Origin of the sequence: Stutzerimonas stutzeri, from assembly GCF_024448985.1 — a bacterium.
GTDB classification, from domain to species: Bacteria; Pseudomonadota; Gammaproteobacteria; order Pseudomonadales; family Pseudomonadaceae; genus Stutzerimonas; species Stutzerimonas stutzeri_AP.
In genome coordinates, this window is the sequence record NZ_JAMOII010000004.1 from 21,060 (window position 1) to 38,314 (window position 17,255).

Annotated in this window: 16 protein-coding genes; 9 read left to right on the forward strand and 7 right to left on the reverse strand. The window is 62.0% G+C overall.

The features are described 5' to 3' along the window. Nucleotide 1: 1 nt before the first annotated feature. From NA647_RS07445 to NA647_RS07455, 3 genes are all read right to left on the reverse strand, one after another. Nucleotides 2-592, reverse strand: a complete 591-nt coding sequence (locus tag NA647_RS07445; RefSeq protein WP_256057096.1) for an LON peptidase substrate-binding domain-containing protein — start codon at nt 590-592, stop codon at nt 2-4. Nucleotides 593-805: 213 nt separating this feature from the next. After that, a complete protein-coding gene (locus NA647_RS07450) occupies nt 806-1,525 on the reverse strand; it encodes an LrgB family protein (protein WP_256057097.1) in 720 nt (239 codons plus the stop codon). Continuing rightward, nucleotides 1,522-1,884, reverse strand: a complete 363-nt coding sequence (locus tag NA647_RS07455; RefSeq protein WP_256057098.1) for a CidA/LrgA family protein — start codon at nt 1,882-1,884, stop codon at nt 1,522-1,524. Before NA647_RS07455 ends, NA647_RS07450 begins: the two co-directional genes overlap by 4 nt. A 167-nt stretch (nt 1,885-2,051) precedes the next feature. Here NA647_RS07455 and NA647_RS07460 point away from each other — a divergent pair, with 167 nt between their 5' ends. From NA647_RS07460 to NA647_RS07470, 3 genes are all read left to right on the forward strand, one after another. Next, nucleotides 2,052-2,507, forward strand: coding sequence for a MaoC family dehydratase (locus NA647_RS07460; RefSeq protein WP_256057099.1), 456 nt, complete (start codon nt 2,052-2,054; stop codon nt 2,505-2,507). 74 nt (nt 2,508-2,581) lie between these two features. Further along, a complete protein-coding gene (locus tag NA647_RS07465; RefSeq protein ID WP_256057100.1) occupies nt 2,582-4,261 on the forward strand; it encodes a C13 family peptidase in 1,680 nt (559 codons plus the stop codon). A gap of 20 nt (nt 4,262-4,281) precedes the next feature. After that, a complete protein-coding gene (locus NA647_RS07470) occupies nt 4,282-4,923 on the forward strand; it encodes an oxidoreductase (protein ID WP_256057101.1) in 642 nt (213 codons plus the stop codon). 76 nt (nt 4,924-4,999) lie between these two features. On the opposite strand, the gene orn is transcribed toward NA647_RS07470, so the two are convergent. Together orn and NA647_RS07480 are read right to left on the reverse strand one after the other, a co-directional pair. Continuing rightward, nucleotides 5,000-5,542 carry an oligoribonuclease gene (gene orn, locus NA647_RS07475; RefSeq protein WP_256057102.1) on the reverse strand — a complete coding sequence of 181 codons (543 nt, stop codon included), beginning with the start codon at nt 5,540-5,542 and terminating at the stop codon, nt 5,000-5,002. Between the two features lie 28 nt (nt 5,543-5,570). Further along, the gene (locus NA647_RS07480; protein WP_256057103.1) at nt 5,571-6,380 is read right to left on the reverse strand and encodes a class I SAM-dependent methyltransferase; all 810 of its coding nucleotides are present in this window, start codon (nt 6,378-6,380) and stop codon (nt 5,571-5,573) included. Between the two features lie 127 nt (nt 6,381-6,507). Here NA647_RS07480 and rsgA point away from each other — a divergent pair, with 127 nt between their 5' ends. Beyond that, nucleotides 6,508-7,530 (forward strand): small ribosomal subunit biogenesis GTPase RsgA, encoded by a 1,023-nt coding sequence (gene rsgA / locus NA647_RS07485; protein WP_256057104.1) that lies wholly within the window; start codon nt 6,508-6,510, stop codon nt 7,528-7,530. 65 nt (nt 7,531-7,595) lie between these two features. Here rsgA and motB read toward each other — a convergent pair whose 3' ends face one another. Together motB and motA are read right to left on the reverse strand one after the other, a co-directional pair. Further along, on the reverse strand, nt 7,596-8,588 hold the full coding sequence (gene motB / locus NA647_RS07490) for a flagellar motor protein MotB (protein ID WP_256057105.1): 993 nt from the start codon (nt 8,586-8,588) through the stop codon (nt 7,596-7,598). An 8-nt stretch (nt 8,589-8,596) separates the two neighbouring features. Continuing rightward, a complete protein-coding gene (motA, locus tag NA647_RS07495; RefSeq protein WP_256057106.1) occupies nt 8,597-9,448 on the reverse strand; it encodes a flagellar motor stator protein MotA in 852 nt (283 codons plus the stop codon). A 161-nt stretch (nt 9,449-9,609) separates the two neighbouring features. Between motA and NA647_RS07500 the strand changes: the two genes are divergently transcribed. From NA647_RS07500 to NA647_RS07520, 5 genes are all read left to right on the forward strand, one after another. After that, nucleotides 9,610-11,124 carry an HDOD domain-containing protein gene (locus tag NA647_RS07500; protein WP_256057107.1) on the forward strand — a complete coding sequence of 505 codons (1,515 nt, stop codon included), beginning with the start codon at nt 9,610-9,612 and terminating at the stop codon, nt 11,122-11,124. 273 nt (nt 11,125-11,397) lie between these two features. Then, the gene (locus NA647_RS07505) at nt 11,398-12,213 is read left to right on the forward strand and encodes a rhodanese-like domain-containing protein (protein ID WP_256057108.1); all 816 of its coding nucleotides are present in this window, start codon (nt 11,398-11,400) and stop codon (nt 12,211-12,213) included. Between the two features lie 11 nt (nt 12,214-12,224). Next, nucleotides 12,225-13,127: an archaetidylserine decarboxylase gene (gene asd, locus NA647_RS07510; RefSeq protein ID WP_256057110.1), complete on the forward strand. Its 903-nt coding sequence runs from the start codon at nt 12,225-12,227 to the stop codon at nt 13,125-13,127. Nucleotides 13,128-13,276: 149 nt separating this feature from the next. Next, nucleotides 13,277-15,106, forward strand: a complete 1,830-nt coding sequence (locus NA647_RS07515) for a molecular chaperone (protein WP_256057111.1) — start codon at nt 13,277-13,279, stop codon at nt 15,104-15,106. A 62-nt stretch (nt 15,107-15,168) separates the two neighbouring features. Next, a complete protein-coding gene (locus NA647_RS07520) occupies nt 15,169-17,235 on the forward strand; it encodes an EAL domain-containing response regulator (RefSeq protein WP_256057112.1) in 2,067 nt (688 codons plus the stop codon). Nucleotides 17,236-17,255 lie beyond the last annotated feature (20 nt).

Here is a 17,255-nt window from a genome sequence, read left to right on the forward strand (position 1 = left end):
GTTATTCGCCGGCATCACCCTGCAGTTGTTCGAGCCAACGCTGAATGCGCTGTAGTTGCAACCGCGGATCGTCCAGCTGCAGCAGCTCGACTTTCTGCTCTGGCTGAAAAGGCAACAGATAGGCCAGTTGATGCGCCAGCGAACACTGCCCCTGCACCGCTCCACCCATGCCCAACGTTTCGACCACGGGATGCTGACCCAGGGCTTCGAGCAACGTCACCAGATCGGCATGCTCGTCGCCCAAGGGGCGCTCATCGATTTCGTCACGCCAGCTGTTGTCGGCGACCGTCAGCTGGTCGCGCTGCACCTCGGCCGAATGTACATCGAAACGACGACCACCCTCGACGCGGATGCCGAGCAAGCCATTGGGGCGCTGCTGCCAGTCGCGGATCAGCGCCTCGCAACCGGTCAGCGCGTATTCGCTCGCCGCCAGGCCCACCTCGCTGCCCTCGATGATGCGGACCACACCAAAGCCGTGCCCCGCTTTCAGGCAACTGCTGACCATGTCCAGATAGCGTGCCTCGAATATCTGCAAATCCAGGGTGCAGCCGGGGAACAACACGGTATCGAGCGGAAACAACGGCAGCTTCATTCGAACTCCTTAGGGTCTGTTGGCGTTTCGTCACGGCCGCGGCGGCGCCGGTTCGGGTTGCGCGACGAATGACGCCATACGGCGTTGCGGGGCTTGGCAAGGGAACGACGCGGCCGGCCAGGCCATTACCTGCGTCCCGCACCTTGCGGAACGCCGCCCGGCCTGGCGACATTTGTCACAGCAACGCGGCTCGCGACGAAACGTCAACAGACCCTATGACAACAGCAACACGGCCAGTGGCAGCAGCACCGCCGTCATGACACCCATCAGACTCATGGCCAGCGCCGCGAAAGCACCGCACTCGTCGCCTTCCTGCAGCGCCTGCGCGGTGCCTACCGCGTGAGCGGTCAAGCCCATCGCCATGCCACGGGCTGCTGGATGCTGAACGCCGAATCGACGCAACAGTTCCGGACCGACAATCGCGCCGATGATGCCGGTGATCATCACGAACACCGCCGCCAGCGCCACCACGCCACCGATCTGCTCGGCCACCAGCATGGCTATGGGCGAGGTCACCGACTTGGGCGCCAGCGTCATCAGGATCATCTGATCGGCGCCAAAGGCCCAAGCCAGCGCCATGCCCAGCGCCGTAGCGCCAGTGCCGGCCAACAGCAGGGTGAGCATGATCGGTCCGAACAGCTCGCGAATCCGCCGCAGATTGAGATACAGCGGCACGGCCAGGGCCACCGTCGCGGGACCGAGCAGCACGGTGAGCATCTGTGCACTGTCACGGTATTCGTCATAGCTGAGACCACAGGCCAGCAGTATGCCGACAACCACCACCATCGACACCAGCACAGGCTGTAAAAACACCCAGCGGGTCTTTTCGTAGGCGGCGAACGCCAACTGGAAAGCCGCCAGGGTAATCGCCACGCCGAATAGCGGATGGTGAATCACCGCCTCCCAGGCCGCCTGCCATTGCAGAGCGATCATGCCCGCTCCGCCTTGCGCTGCTGGCGGCGAATCAGTGTTTGCATCAACCAGCCGGTGAATACCAGCGACACCACCAGAGAAACCACCAACACCCCGACTATGGCCCAGAAATCTTCGAGGATCGCCTCGGTATAGGCCATCACGCCCACAGCTGGCGGCACCAGCAGCAGCGGCAGATAACGCAACAGACTCCTGGCCGCCAATTGCAGCGACTCGCCGGCCTGGCCGCGCATCAGCAGCGCCACGAACAGCAGCAGAAGACCAATGATCGGCCCCGGCAATATCGGCAGCATCAGCACGTTGAGTGCGGTGCCGAGCAATTGAAACAGCACCAGCCAGGTTAGCCCGCGTAGCAGCATGAAAGCCTCCGAAGCAAAAGACGCCGGATTATACGTCCGCTTCCACAACGAGCCCTGTCACTGGCCGACTCGGCCTATGACCCACCATTCGCGGCAACCATGCTTGGTTGATTCGTCACTAGGCTCGTGCTGATCTAACTCAACTAGAACAAAAACCCGGAGGACATATGCCGCAGGTACCCGTAGCAGAACTCAAGGACTACATTGGCAAGGAGCTTGGCCGCTCCGAATGGTTCACTGTCGACCAGCAGCGAGTCGACCAATTCGCCGATTGCACGGGCGATCACCAATTCATCCATATCGATCCCGAGAAGGCCGCACAGACGCCGTTCGGCGGGACCATCGCGCATGGCTTCCTGTCGCTGTCGTTACTGCCAATGCTGATGGAGGACCTGATGATCCGGCCCGAAGGCATCAAGATGGGCGTGAACTATGGCCTCGACAGCCTGCGCTTCATCCAGCCGGTCAGGGTCGGGTCGCGGGTTCGCGTGGCGGCGACACTGCTGGACGCGCACGAGAAGAACCCGGGGCAATGGCTGCTCAAATGCCGCGCCGTGATGGAGATCGAAGGCGTGGAAAAACCCGCTTACATCGCCGAAACCCTGGCGCTCTGCGTCCTCTGACCCGACGGGGTGCGCCGGTCCGCACCCCGTCCCGTTTGCGGCATACTGCGGGCATCTCGTCCATGGATGACCGCATGCGCCACCTCATCCCGCTCTTGTTTATCAGCTTTCTCACCGCGTGCGGTGAGGGCGAACCGCTGCTGCCCGCCGATGCCGTGCTGCCGGATGGAGGGCGCTACCGGGGCGCAGTCGTCGATGGTCTTTTGCAGGGCCAGGGACGCATCGACTACCCCAACGGCAGCTACTACGCCGGCACATTCAAGGACGGCCAATGGCACGACCAGGGCCGCTGGCAAGGCGCTAATGGTGACCGCTACGACGGTGAATTCAAACAGGGGCTGTTCGATGGCCAAGGGCGCTTCAGCTATGCGACAGGCGGCGTGTATGAAGGCCGCTTCGAGCGCGGCAGCCTCAATGGCACGGGCCGCTATAGCGAGCCGGGCCTGAGCTACGAAGGTAAATTCAAAAACGACCTCTATCACGGCACGGGCAAGCTGCAGAGCGCCGACGGCGTCACGTACGAAGGTGAATTCGCCGCCGGCCATCCCCATGGAGAAGGTACCCGCAGTGACGCGAGCGGGGTGTTCATCGGCACCTTCGTCAATGGCAGCCTGAACGGTGAAGGCACCTATCGCGACAGCAACGGCGAGCACTACCTGGGCGGATTCGAGAACGACCTGTTTCATGGGCAAGGCCGCTATGAGGACGCTAACGGCGACGTCTGGAAAGGCACCTTCAAGCAGGGCGAACTGAGCGGCAAAGGTGAGTACGCCAGCATCGACGGTACGCGCTACAGCGGTGAGTTCAGACAGTGGCAGTATCACGGCAAGGGCCGTCTGGAGCAGCCGGACGGCAGCCTCTACCAGGGCGATTTCCGTACGGGACGTTTCGAAGGCACCGGCACCCTTACCCGTGCCGACGGCACCAGCCAATCCGGCACATGGCGCACCGGCCGCCTCATCGAGGACAGCAACGGCAAGCACCTGAGCGACCCGCTAGAGCTGGGCCTGTTGAATCAGGGGCGTTTACTCGCCGAGGCGCTCGACGCGGTTCCGCCCTCGACGCCGGCCGTCGAGCTCTACAGCCTGACCTTCGCCGGTGACGGCAGGCAAAGCGTGTTCCTTCGCGAAGTCGATTACATCGACAAGCTGCTAACCGAGCGTTTCGCCGCCCGAGGCCAAACCAGCCTGGCCAACCACCGCGACCATATCGCCGACCGTCCACTGGCCACGCGCGAGAATCTTTCACGGGCCATCCAGACGCTCGCCGAGCGCAGCGGTACAGAGGACCTGATCTTCATTTACCTCACCAGCCACGGCTCGGCTGATCACGAGCTTGCGGTAGCGCAGCCGCGGCTGGCGCTGGAAGACCTGCCGGCAGCCGAGCTGGCACGATTGCTGGCCCCGCTCGCCGATCGCAACAAGCTGGTGGTGATCTCCGCCTGCTATTCCGGCGGTTTCATCGAGCCATTGAAAAGCCAGAACACCCTGGTGATCACCGCCGCGCGTGCTGACCGGGTGTCCTTCGGCTGCTCCGAGGAAAGCGACTTCACCTATTTCGGCCGTGCCCTGTTCGCCGAAGCCCTGCAGGAAACCAGCGACATTCTGCAAGCGTTCACACTGGCGCAGGCGAAGGTTGCCGAACGGGAGCAAGCCGACCACTATCATGCTTCGGAACCACAAATCTGGGCACCGGAGCAGGTTGTCGAACACTGGCGTGTACTGACCCAACAACCGTCCACGTCGACCGACTGATCGTTACAGGAAGCCAAACCATGTATTTGACGCCACAGCGTATTTTGCTTGCCGGCGCCACCGGGCTGACCGGCGAGCATCTGCTCGACCGCCTGCTCAACGAACCCACGGTGGAGTGCGTTCTGGCCCCCAGCCGCAAGCCGCTGGCCGAGCACCCTCGGCTGGAAAACCCGGTCGGCCCTCTGCAGACACTCTTGCCGCAGCTGTCGGGCGAGCTCGATACCGCGTTCTGCTGTCTGGGCAGTACCATCAAGGAAGCGGGAAGCCAGGACGCCTTCCGCGCCATCGATCACGACTTGGTCGTGGAATTCGCCAAACGCGCCCGCGAACTAGGCGCACGGCACCTGCTGGTGATTAGCGCACTAGGCGCCAACCCGGACAGCTCGATCTTCTATTGCCAAGTCAAAGGCGAGATGGAAGAAGCGCTGCGCGCTCAGAACTGGCCGCAACTGACCATAGCCCGCCCAGCCCAATTGCTGGGTCCGCGCATGGAAGTGCGCCCCATGGAACGGTTGACCGCCCCGCTCTCCTATCTGTTGCCCGGCAAGTATCGCGGCATCTCCGCCTGCATCCTCGCCCGCGCACTTTGGCGCCTGGCGCTGGAAGACGGAGAAGGCACTCGAGTGGTCGAGTCGGACGAATTGCGGCGATTGGGGCGGTAAGAAGAAGCTGGAAGCTGGAAGAGTCCAGAGCACTGCAAATGCCATGTCAAACTTTTCTTCAAGCTTCAAGCTACTTTTAGCCTTGAATGAAATGCTCCCGATAGTGACGCAGCTCTGCGATCGATTCGCGAATGTCGTCCAGCGCCAGATGCGTGTTGCCCTTTTTGAAGCTGGCCAGAACGTCCGGGGCCCAGCGCGCGGCCAGCTCCTTGAGGGTGGAGACGTCCAGGTTGCGGTAGTGGAAATAGGCTTCCAGGCGAGGCATCCGGCGGTACAGAAAGCGCCGGTCCTGGCAGATGCTGTTACCGCAGATTGGCGACTTGCCCTTCGGTACCCATTGTTCGAGAAACGCCAGCGTCTGCGCCTCGGCCTCTTCGGTAGAGATTCTGCTGTCGCGTACTCGCTGAGTCAGCCCGGAACCGCCGTGCTGGCGCGTATTCCATTCATCCATACCGGCAAGAATCTCGTCGCTCTGGTGAACGGCGATGACCGGCCCTTCGGCCAGTACATTTAGCTGGCTATCGGTGACGATAGTAGCCATTTCGATGATGACGTCGTTATCAGGATCCAGACCAGTCATTTCTAGGTCGATCCAGATGAGATTCTGCGGATTCTGCATAATGAGCTCCTTGGCTGTGGCGCGCAGTTTAGCCGCTGACGGGGCGCCCGTCAGGCTGCGCAACGGCGCCGGGCTGCCAGATCAGCAAGCGCGAGTGGCGCCAGTCATCGACCGGGAGGCTCTCCTGCGCCTCGATCCCCGGCACTTCGAAACTGTTGCTGATCAGTAGCGCGTCCGGCCGCATCTCCGCACACGCCTTGCGCCACAGCGCCGGCATGGGCGCGGGCGACAGGAAGCAATAGACCACATCGTAGCGGTCCAGCGGCTCGCGCCAGAAACTGCGAAACCGCACCCGGCAGTTGCGCTGGAACAGACAGCGCAGCCAGCACAGCGCGAATGTTAGCGGCGCGGTCTCGACGCCAACGAAGTGCGCCGACGGGTAAGCCCGCGCCAGCCGTACCAACGTACCGCCGAGCCCGCTGCCCAGATCGATGAAGCGGAAGCCGTCCGGCAGTCCCGCCAGTCGCTCGACCAGGCGGCGCTCGGCCGCCGTGCCGGTCAGGTACAGCGGCACTCGCTCGATCAGCGCATTGCCGTTGAGCAAGAGCAACATCAGGAAGCCGACCAGCAACGACCAGGGCGGCAGAGAATGGTCCTGCAACAGCACCAAACCCGGCACGAAGGCGAGATTGATCGGCAGCCACCAGCGTGACAGGCCGAGTAAATGCCCGAGCAGCGCGGCAAGCGAACCCTGCAGCCAGGCGGCAGTCAGCAGACTGACATGCCAGCCCGCGAACCGAGCCAGTGCCAGCAACAGCAGCCAGCTGATGAGCAGCGACGACAGCTGGCTGAGCAACGCCAACAAGGCGGGAAATCGCGCAGATGAAAAGGCAGGCATGAGGACATGTCACGAGCGAGGTGTTGGGTTGAGTCTAACCGTCCCGAACCGCGCCATACAGGCCCAAGGCACGCAACTGCCGGCATGCTAGACTCGCCTACTTTCCAAGCCTGGGCACCCTACGCAAATGGCCAAACGCCAACTCAACCGCCGGCAAAGCTGGCGCATCGAGAAGATCCAGGAAGAGCGCGCCTCGCGTGCGGCGCGGCGGGAATCACGCGCAGTGGAAGAACTGGAAGGCGGCGACCTGGGGCCGGAGCAGACGGGCTTGGTCATCGCGCACTTCGGCGTGCAGGTCGAAGTCGAGGCGCAAGAAGGCGAGCACCGCGGCCAGGTATTTCGCTGTCATCTACGCGCCAACCTGCCGGCCCTTGTCACGGGCGACAGTGTGGTCTGGCGGCCGGGCAATCAGGGCATCGGCGTCATCGTTGCGCAGCTGCCGCGCCAATCCGAACTCTGCCGTCCCGATACGCGTGGCCAACTCAAGCCGGTCGCGGCTAACGTCGATCTGATTGTGATCGTCTTCGCCCCGTTGCCCGAACCGCACGCCAATCTCATCGATCGCTATCTGATTGCCGCCGAGCACGCAGGCATCACGCCGCTGCTGCTATTGAACAAGGCGGATCTGATCAATGTGCAAAACGAAGGCGCACTCAACGCGCTGCTCTCGGTCTATCGCGAACTGGGCTACCCGCTGATGGAAGTCTCCGCCCACGACGGCGCGGGCATGGATGCACTGAAAGCGCGGCTCGACGGCCATGTCAGCGTGTTCGTCGGCCAGTCAGGAGTGGGTAAATCATCGTTGGTGAACAGTCTGTTGCCGGGCGTCGACACCCGCGTAGGCGCACTGTCGGAAATGACCGGCAAAGGCACCCACACTACGACCACCGCAAGGCTGTTCCATTTTCCCGGCGGCGGCGAATTGATCGACTCACCCGGCATCCGCGAATTCGGCCTGGGGCATGTCAGCCGAGCCGACGTGGAAGCCGGGTTCGTAGAGTTCCAGGACCTTCTGGGGCGTTGCCGGTTTCGCGACTGCAAGCACGACCGCGAGCCAGGCTGCGCCCTGCTGAAGGCGCTGGAACAAGGACAGATCCAGCCACAACGCATGGCCAGTTATCGCTACATCATCAGCGGGCTGACGGAATAAAATCAGCTCTGAGCTTGAAGCTTGAAGCCTAGGCCGGACGGCTTTTCTTGCAGCTTGGAGCTGCTTTACCGCTCCCCAGGCTCATCGAACTGCAGCACGCCTTCCTCGAAGATATTCAATCGTTCGCGCAATTGCGCCGGCGGCAGCGGATCGGGTACTTCGATGGCCGGAGCCGGACCCTCTGCCGCAGCGCCCGACACATCCGCATCCGACTGCTCCCCCTCGATGTCGCGCTGGGCCTTCTTGGTCAGCACCAAGATATCGATGCGGCGATTGACCGGGTTCAGCGGATCATCCCGATCGAACAGGGCCGATGAGGCATAACCCACCACGCGTGCAAGCTGATCCTCCGGATAGCCACCGGCGACAAGCGTACGCCGCGCCGCGTTGGCACGCCCTGCCGACAGCTCCCAGTTGCCGAAGTCACTTCGCCCCGAGTAAGGCTTGGCATCGGTGTGCCCGCTGATGCTGATCTTGTTCGGCACTGCATGAATGGTGTCGGCCATCGCCAGCAGAATGTCCTCGAAGTAAGGCTGTAACTGGGCGCTGCCCAGGGCGAACATCGGGCGATTAGCAGCATCCATGATCTGAATCCGCAAGCCGTCCTGGGTGATTTCGAACAGGATCTGGTCCTTGAAACGGGTCAGGTCGGGATTTTCATCGATCTTGTTCTGCAACTCCTGCAACAGTAGCTCTAGCCGCTCGCGCTCCAACTGCTCGGCAAAGGTTTGCGCCTGATCAGCGTCGAGCGCCGCTTCGGTCTGTTGCATGGCCGGGTCGACCACATCATTGAGCGTGCGGTCCGGCGCCGGCGTCGGCGTACCGCCCAGATCGATCACATGTGGACTGGCGCTTTCGGTAAAGCCGATCGGGTCCTGGAAATAGCCGGAGATAGCGCGCTTCTGTTCCGGCGTCGCCGAGGACATCAGCCACATCACCAAGAAGAACGCCATCATGGCAGTCGCGAAGTCGGCAAAAGCGACCTTCCAGGCGCCACCATGGTGGCCGCCCGCGACCTTCTTGACCCGCTTGACAATGATTGGTTGGGTATTGTCCATGATTGCGCTTAGCTGCCACGCATCGCTTGTTCAAGCTCGGCAAAGCTTGGCCGGTGCGCAGGGAAGAGCACCTTGCGACCGAATTCCACAGCCAGCGTCGGCGGCATGCCGGATGCGGAAGCGACCAGGGTAGCCTTAATGCCTTCGTAAAGATTTAGCTCTTCCTTGGCATCATGCTCGAGCGCCCCGGCCAGCGGACCGAAAAAGCCATAGGAGGCGAGAATCCCAAGAAAAGTACCCACAAGCGCCGTGGCGACCTTTTCGCCGATTTCTGCGTTAGTGGCGGATGCCAAGATGGACATGGTGATCACGATACCGAGAACCGCAGCCACGATCCCCATCGCGGGCAAGCCGTCGGCGATCTTGGCTACGGCATGCGAAGGATGTTCGAGTTCTTCCTTTAGGCTATTCAACTCCATGTCGAAAAGCCCTTCCAGTTCGTGTGGAGCCATGTTGCCGGACGACATGATGCGCAGGTAATCACAAACGAACGCCATCATTCGCTCGTCTTTCAGGATCGCTGGGTACTTGCTGAAAATAGGGCTGGCGCTAGGGTCTTCGATATCGGCCTCGATCGCCATCATGCCTTCGCGGCGGCTCTTGTTGAGGATTTCATAAAGCATCCCCAGCACTTCCAGGTAGTACTTGTGAGTGAATCGTGTGCTGAACATCTGCAGCGACTTCTTGAACACCACTTTGGTGGTGCTGCCGGGGTTGGCCTGCAAGAAGCCACCCAGCGCGGCGCCGCCAATAATCATCACCTCGAATGGATGGATAAGCGCGCCGACTTTACCGCCGGAGAGGATGAAACCGCCGAGCACGCTGCCGATTACTACGAGGATGCCAATAATCTTTGCCATAAGAGGTACGTCTAAACCTGATCACAAGGCACCTGAAACAAGCCACGCGACATCGCGCGCTCCGGGGTCACAGGCGGGGCGTATGAAAGAATTGTTCTGGTTATCGGAGCTTTTGCGCCAGACTAAAGGCCAACCCGATGAAATGCCAGTTCGGTAGCGCCATGACCACACCCCCTCTCCCACGCACTCTCCCCGACTGGATCAAGGCACTGGACGCCGTTGTGCTGCCTGCCTTCGCCGACCCGCATGCAAGAGTTCAGCGGGCAATGCGCGACAGCAGCAAGTCCATGCGCCAGATCGCCGAGCTGATTCAGGAAAGTCCGATCCTGGCGCTCAGCGTGATTCGCGAAGCCAACCGCAGCGCGGCGGCGGCCGGCAAGCCGGCAGAGAGCCTCGAAGTCGCGCTCAGCCGCATCGGCTTGAAACGAGCCGAAGCACTGATCGCGGGGATTCCAGCAGCCCGGCCCAGCGAAATCCCTGCGCCATTGCGGCAGATGGTGCTCATCAGCCGACACGCCAGCCAACAGGCCAACGGACTGTTCGCCGCCCGCCTCGCACGGCTCTGGCAGGAAATACACTGGAGCAGCCTGCTATTCCTCGCTCCCGTATGGACGCTCGTCGCGGCTCATCCGGAACTGTTCGAAGCCTGGGAACAGCGCGTGCTGATCAGGCGCGAGCCGGCGCCTCAGGTCGAACAGGCCTTGCTGGGCATCCCGTTATTGGAACTTTGCGTGGCGGTCGCCGAGCACTGGGGGCTGCCCGGATGGATCGCCCAAGGTTATCGGTTGCTCAGCCAAAATCGACGAATGCTGATCAAGGCGCTGCACGTCGCCCGCGATAACGAACATCCGCTGCATCAGCAACAAATGCTAGATGCCGATCCGGAGCTGCGTCGCTGGCTCACGCTGCCGAGCAATACCATCGTGCTGGCCAACGGCCTGGCGCTTTCGGCACACCACAGCTGGAGCGGCATTCACAGCCTGCGCTGGCAGCGGCTCGCCGGGCTGTACTTGCAGGTCCCGCTGACCGAACTGCAGCAAATGGTGCACCAGCAGGCCGCGGCCAGTGCGCAGATGATCGGGAAGACCGACCTTTGGCATCCGGCCCAGGCCCTGCTGTGGCCGTGGCAAACGGTGTTTCAGGTCGAAAAGGTTTCCAAACTGCCCAATACCGAAGCGCTGACCCAATGGCGCACGCATTGCCGTGAACTGCTCAGCGAGCCCTGCCCATACGACAATGTCATCCAGCTCACCGCCACTGCGTGCAAAGCACTGACCTGTGCCGGCATGCAGCGGGTGCTGCTGATGATCGTCGACCGCAGGCAACAGCGCCTGGTCAGCCAGCAAGCCAGTGGCCTGCCGCGCGAGGCCTCCCGACTTATTCTCGAGCCGGATCAGAGCCAGGTGTTGCGCAGGCTGCTGGAAAAGCCCGCCCTGCTGCGACTTACGCCCGACAACGTGGCGCAATTCTCCGCCTTGCTACCGGGCGCGCTGAAAGCGTTGTTTCCCAGCGAGCATGTCCTGTTGCGCTCCGTGGGTCAGGAGGGTCGGGTGGTCATGCTGGTGGTGGCCGATCAGGGCAATACCGCGTTCAGCGAAACGGGCGTGCAGGCGTTCACCAAGACCGTCCAGTGCATCGAGCGCGCCCTGGCAACGTTTAGCAAGCGCGGCCGCTGATTTTTCGCCAGCAGACCGTTGTAAACTACCTGCGTTGGCAATACGGCGTTAAAAACAGCCTCGGTTGCGAGCCCAGTCAAAATGCTCATTTAGAACACCTAAACTCGTACGCGAGCCCGGCCCGCTTCTTCGGCTGTTTTGATTGGCTGTGCTCACCCTTCGGGCCAGCCTGCGGCTGTTACTCCCGCTGGTCGTTGCGCCTTGTATTGCCTGCCTCGCCTACGTTTTCAACAGCCTGTAGACTGGCTCCTTTCTGACAGCCCGAGACTTACCGTGTCCGCCTTTTCAAACCTGCCTCTGGTAATCGAACCGGTCGATCTGGCCGAACGTTTGGATGCCCCCGAGCTGATCCTGGTCGACCTGACCAGTGCGAACCGCTACGCCGAAGGCCACATCACCGGCGCGCGATTCGTCGATCCCAAGCGGACCCAGCTCGGCCTGCCGCCAGCACCGGGAAAGTTGCCCGGCAAGGACCAGTTGGAATCGCTGTTCGGCGGGCTGGGGCATCGCGCCGATGCGGTTTATGTCGTCTATGACGATGAAGGCGGCGGTTGGGCCGGGCGTTTCATCTGGCTGCTGGACGTCATCGGCCATCGAGGCCACCACTACCTAAACGGCGGCCTACATGCTTGGCTGGCCGAACAACGCCCGCTGTCGCAAGAGGTTCCTGACACCGCAGGCGACTCAGCCGCTCTCCAGCTCAATGAAAGCCCGAGCGCGACCCGCGAGTACATCGAGAGCCGGCTCGGCGCTTCGGACCTGGTTGTCTGGGACGCGCGTTCGCCCGAAGAGTACCGCGGCGAAAAGGTGCTGGCGGCACGCGGCGGCCATATCCCCGGTGCGATCAATTTCGAATGGACCGCGGCGATGGACCCGTCCCGCGCCATGCGCATTCGCGAAGACATCGCCGAGCAGCTGGTCGCGCTCGGCATCACCGCGGACAAGGAAATCGTCACCCACTGCCAGACGCATCACCGCTCCGGCTTCACCTACCTTCTGGCCAAAGCCCTGGGCTATCCAAAGGTCAAGGGATATCCAGGCTCCTGGGGCGAATGGGGCAACCTGCCCGACACCCCGATTCAGCAATGAAAAGGTCATCCATGAAAGATCGCTTGTTCGTATTCAGTCAGTACCTGCTCCCGCACCACCTGATCTCGCGCCTCGCCGGCTGTCTCGCCGAATGCCGCCTGCCATGGGTGAAGAACACCTTCATCAAATGGTTCGTACGGCATTTTCAGGTGGACATGCGTGAGGCACAGACCGAAGACCCGACGGCCTATGAGCACTTCAACGCGTTTTTCACCCGCGCCTTGAAAGACGGCGCCCGCCCGCTGGATCCGACGCCAGGCGCGATCCTCAACCCTTGCGATGGCGCCATCAGCCAATTGGGCCGGATCGAGCAGGGCCGGATATTCCAGGCCAAGGGCCACAGCTACAGCGTGATGGAGCTGCTCGGCGGCGACCATGAGCGCGCGGCCCCCTTCATGGGCGGCGACTTCGCCACCGTGTACCTGTCGCCCAAGGATTACCATCGCGTGCATATGCCGCTGTCCGGCACCCTGCGCGAAATGGTCTACGTACCGGGCCGCATCTTCTCGGTGAACACCGTGACCGCCGAAGGCGTACCGGAGCTGTTCGCGCGCAACGAGCGCGTGGTTTGCCTGTTCGATACCGACCGCGGGCCGATGGCCATGGTGCTGGTCGGCGCAATGATCGTCGCCAGTATCGAGACTGTATGGGCCGGGCTGGTCACGCCGCCCAAACGCACCCTCAAGACCACCCGTTACGACGAAACGGCACGCGCGCCGATTCATCTGGAAAAAGGCGCGGAGATGGGCCGCTTCAAACTGGGCTCCACGGTGATTCTGCTGTTCGGTCCGGATCAGGTCAGCTGGGCCGAACAGCTTACGGCACTGACGCCGGTATGCATGGGCGAAGGCCTGGGACAGGCCAAGCCAATACCCTCGGTCGTCACTCCAGTGGACGATTTCACACAGCCTTAAAGCCAAACCAATGGTCGGTTGCGGCTAGCCAACGTCTCTGTGTTCGTTATGATGTCAGCCGAAGATTGCGTTTTGACATCACAGGTAGCAAATCCTGTCATCATTGCCGAGCCCAGGCAGTGCGTCGGATTTGCCACGGAGTTCACCGTTTGGATAACCAGAGTCAGCCATCGCTGTTGCGCGTACCGACGCCGGATTGCCAGGGGCTGTCTTTCTGCGAACCCAGCATACGCGGCGTCCGGCGCTGGCTTTCCGGCCTGCCCAAGGCAAACCTGGGCGAAACCGCGCGACAGTTGTACCAGGCCATCCAGGAACTCAACCGACTCCGCACCACCGCCCAGGGCCGGCTGCAACTGCTCGAACTGTTGCGACCGGAAATCCATATGGTCTGCAAGGCCCTGGAACGTTACTTCGTCAATCAGCCGATCGTCCTCAGTGAACAGCCGCGTAAGGTCGCCAGCCTGTGCCAGGCGCTGCAGAACCACCTCGCCACCGGTTACAAGCTGATCTCCGTCGAGCTATCGTCTCAGCCCGGACGCGAATCCCAGCAACTGCTCACTATTGCCCTGCAGCGGGCGGTCCGCAGCCTCTGCGCGATGCTGGTTCGCTCGACGCAGCTGTACAGCCCGACACCCGATGGGCTATGGCTCGAACTTCACCAGCTGTACGCCATCGCTAGCGAGCGTGGCGTGCACCGCACCCTCGTGCGTGACGACCTCGGCTATCGCGTCAAAGGCCTGAGCATCGAACAGAGCTACATCGTCGCGCTCATGATTGGCAGCGCCCGCTGCAACCAGATGCGCCAACAGAACATCGCGCAATTGGCTGAGGTGCTAGAGCCATGGAGCGCACTGATTCTTCTGCAGTCCGGGCAAAGTCCGTCGAGCCTGTTCTGCCTGTCGTCGCGCGTCGATCACCCGCCGCGCTATCGATCGCTGTTTGCCGCCGAAGAGCGGCTCCACCTGCTCGGCATCGATCCGCATGGCCTGGTCAATGCCATCCAGCTATACCTGCAATCCCCATCGCAGCCGCCCGGGAACAGCGCGCTTGCAATGCCTGAAGGCTTGAGCCCCGATCTCCTGCAACATCTATGCGCCGCCTGGGGAGATATTTCCGAGCGCAGCTTCCAGCGCACCCCAGCGCAAGGCCGGATGAAACTGTGCATCGGTATGAGTGCACTGCATTACCACCTGGCGGGGCAACGGTCGTTCGCCGATCTGCTGAAACGGCCGGAAGCCGCTCAGTCCGCCAAGTACAAACTGAACAATGCGGCGCCCGATGTCTGGGCCGTCGCTTTCGACGCGCAGGCGATCAACGAGGACGGCATTCTGCCGAGCGACCACATCGAGTTCGTCCGCCCCGTCCTGGCAAACACCGCTGCGCCTACGACCCCCGAGGACAAACCTGAAAAGCCGCCGGCAGACGCGTCGTACCCGACTTTCGAGGTGCAGCTGGTTGACCACAGCCCCGGCGGCTACTGCCTATCCTGGCCGGGCGAGGTGCCAGCGCAACTCCAGGCAGGCGAACTGCTCGGCCTGCAGGATTCGACCAGCCAGGCCTGGAGCGTCGCGGTGGTGCGCTGGATCCGCCAAGTCCGCGGACACGGACCACAGATGGGCGTTGAGCTCATCGCGCCGCATGCCCAACCTTGCGGCCTGCGTCTGCTGCGCAAGACCGAGCAGGGCAGCGAGTATCTGCGCGCCTTGCTGCTACCGGAAATCAGCGTGATCTCCCGACCGGCAGCCCTCATCGTGCCGCGCCTGCCGTTTCAGGAAGGGCAGAAGGTGCAGATCAACCAGAATGGCGACGAGGAGCGCGCGCTCCTCTGCCGCCGCCAGTCGGGGACCAGCAGTTACAACCAGTTCGAATTCCAGCGAGTAGGCCTGGGGACCACTCCCCAGGAGAAGCCGATCACAGCCAAGACAACCCAGGCAGCGCCACGGGGTGAAGATTTTGACTCACTCTGGAACACGCTGTAGATTGCGGCTCATCGTTATTTAGCCCCCACGCCCCGTCTACGGCGCGTTCCAAAGCTGCTGCCATGGCCCCGCAAAAGAAAACCATCCGCCTGCTGATCCTCGAGGACTCGCAGAATGAAGCCGAGCGACTGGTCAGCCTGTTTCGCAACGCGGGCCAGGCGACACGCGTGCACCGTCTCACATCGAGTGAGGATCTTGCCGATGCGCTGCAGCAGACCTGGGATCTACTGATCAACGCGCCCACCAGCGTCAACCTCGACCCCGCTGAAGCCATAGGCGCCATCCGCAAGCAAGCCAAGGACATCCCGATCATCCAGCTGATCGACGGTAACGATGCCGACGCGATCACCGAAGCCCTCGCGCTGGGTGCGCAAGGCGCACTGCCTCAGGGTGAGGACGAGTGGCTGATCCTGATCGCCAAACGTGAACTGGCAAACCTCGAAGAACGCCGCGCACGCCGCTCCGCGGAGCTGGCACTGCGTGAAGCCGAGAAGCGCTGCCAGCTGTTGCTCGACAGCTCGGTGGACGCCATCGCCTACGTCCACGACGGCATGCATATCTACGCCAACCGAGCCTACCTCGACCTGTTCGGCTACGAAGATGTGGACGAACTCGAAGGCACGCCGATGATCGACCTGATCGCTTCCTGCGATCAGGGAGAATTCAAAGGCTTTCTGAAGAACTATCAAAGCCTGCAAGGCAGCGCCGAACTGGTGTGTGGCGGCATTCGCGCCGATGGCGGCAACTTCAAGGCGCGCATGCATTTTTCACCGGCCAGCTACGACGGCGAACCGTGCATACAGGTGGTCATCCGTGCAGAAGGCGACAATGCCGAGCTGGAAAAACTGCGCGAGATCAGCAGCCAGGATCTGGTGACGGGACTGTACAACCGCAACCATTTCCTCGGATCGCTGGATGCCGCTATCGAGCGCGCGGTAAATGCCGGCCAGCGTTCGAGCCTCGCCTACATCCGCGTCGACCGCTTCGCCAGTCTGCAAGCCGAGATCGGCCTGGGCGACTCGGACCGTCTACTGGCCGAGTTGGCCCAGCTGTTGCGTGAGCAATTCAAAGAGACGGCCGAGCTGGCTCGCTTCGGTGACGATGCGTTTGCGGTGCTGGCACCCGAGACTACGCCGCAGCAACTCGAGCAACCGCTGACTAAATTGCTGCGCAAGGTCGAGGGCCATCTCTTCGAAATCGGCGGTCGCACCGTGCAGACCAGCCTCAGCATCGGTGCCGCCGCGCTCGATGAACAGACAGCCAAGGCTCGCGACGTGATCGACCGTGCCCACCGCTGTGCCGAAGAACTCACCGATGGCAATGCGCTGAGCATCTACAATCCGGCCGACGAGCTGGCCGCCGCCGCCAGCCGCGGCAACGTCCTGGCGATGCTGCAGCAGGCGCTCGAAAAGAACAGCTTCCGTCTGTTATTTCAACCGATCATCAGCCTGCGTGGTGACAGCCACGAGCATTACGAAGTCCTGCTGCGCCTGCTCGACCCGCAAGGTGTGGAAGTACCGCCGGCGGACTTCCTCGGCGCCGCGAAAGAGGCAGGACTGGCTACTCGGATCGACCGCTGGGTACTGCTCAACTCGATCAAGCTGCTCGCCGAGCACCGCAGCAAAGGCCACAGCACACGACTGTTCGTCCACCTGTCGAGCGCCAGCTTGCAGGATCCGTCATTACTCAGCTGGCTCGGGGTTGCGCTCAAGGCGTCGCGTCTACCACCTGATTCGCTGGTGTTCCAGCTCGATGAAAACGACGCTGTCGCCTATCTGAAGCAGGCAAAGGCGCTCAACCAGGGGCTGACCGGACTGGGCTGTCGCATCGCCCTGAATCAGTTCGGCTGCGTGCTGAATCCGTTCAACACGCTCAAGCACCTCGATGTCGAGTTCGTGAAGATCGACGGCTCCTACACGCAGGACCTGAGCCGCCAGGAAAACCAGGAAGCACTCAAGCAGCTGCTGGCCGACCTTCACGAACAGAAAAAACAGACCGTTGTCCCCTTCGTCGACAGCGCCACCGTGTTGGCCACGCTGTGGCAAGCCGGTGTCGGCTACATTCAAGGGCAGTATTTGCAAGGCCCGAGCCAGTCGATGGACTACGATTTCTCTTCGGACGACGAATAGCTGGAAGCTGGTCAGCTTGC

Excerpts from the sequence above, each read along its gene's own strand:
- rsgA (WP_256057104.1), top strand. The coding sequence starts at position 6,508 with ATGGCCAAACGCCAACTCAACCGCCGGCAAAGCTGGCGCATCGAGAAG.
- NA647_RS07460 (WP_256057099.1), top strand. The coding sequence starts at position 2,052 with ATGCCGCAGGTACCCGTAGCAGAACTCAAGGACTACATTGGCAAGGAG.
- motB (WP_256057105.1), bottom strand. The coding sequence starts at position 8,588 with ATGGACAATACCCAACCAATCATTGTCAAGCGGGTCAAGAAGGTCGCG.
- NA647_RS07450 (WP_256057097.1), bottom strand. The coding sequence starts at position 1,525 with ATGATCGCTCTGCAATGGCAGGCGGCCTGGGAGGCGGTGATTCACCAT.
- NA647_RS07465 (WP_256057100.1), top strand. The coding sequence starts at position 2,582 with ATGCGCCACCTCATCCCGCTCTTGTTTATCAGCTTTCTCACCGCGTGC.
- asd (WP_256057110.1), top strand. The coding sequence starts at position 12,225 with ATGAAAGATCGCTTGTTCGTATTCAGTCAGTACCTGCTCCCGCACCAC.
- NA647_RS07520 (WP_256057112.1), top strand. The coding sequence starts at position 15,169 with ATGGCCCCGCAAAAGAAAACCATCCGCCTGCTGATCCTCGAGGACTCG.
- NA647_RS07470 (WP_256057101.1), top strand. The coding sequence starts at position 4,282 with ATGTATTTGACGCCACAGCGTATTTTGCTTGCCGGCGCCACCGGGCTG.
- NA647_RS07480 (WP_256057103.1), bottom strand. The coding sequence starts at position 6,380 with ATGCCTGCCTTTTCATCTGCGCGATTTCCCGCCTTGTTGGCGTTGCTC.
- NA647_RS07500 (WP_256057107.1), top strand. The coding sequence starts at position 9,610 with ATGACCACACCCCCTCTCCCACGCACTCTCCCCGACTGGATCAAGGCA.
- NA647_RS07455 (WP_256057098.1), bottom strand. The coding sequence starts at position 1,884 with ATGCTGCTACGCGGGCTAACCTGGCTGGTGCTGTTTCAATTGCTCGGC.
- motA (WP_256057106.1), bottom strand. The coding sequence starts at position 9,448 with ATGGCAAAGATTATTGGCATCCTCGTAGTAATCGGCAGCGTGCTCGGC.
- orn (WP_256057102.1), bottom strand. The coding sequence starts at position 5,542 with ATGCAGAATCCGCAGAATCTCATCTGGATCGACCTAGAAATGACTGGT.
- NA647_RS07445 (WP_256057096.1), bottom strand. The coding sequence starts at position 592 with ATGAAGCTGCCGTTGTTTCCGCTCGATACCGTGTTGTTCCCCGGCTGC.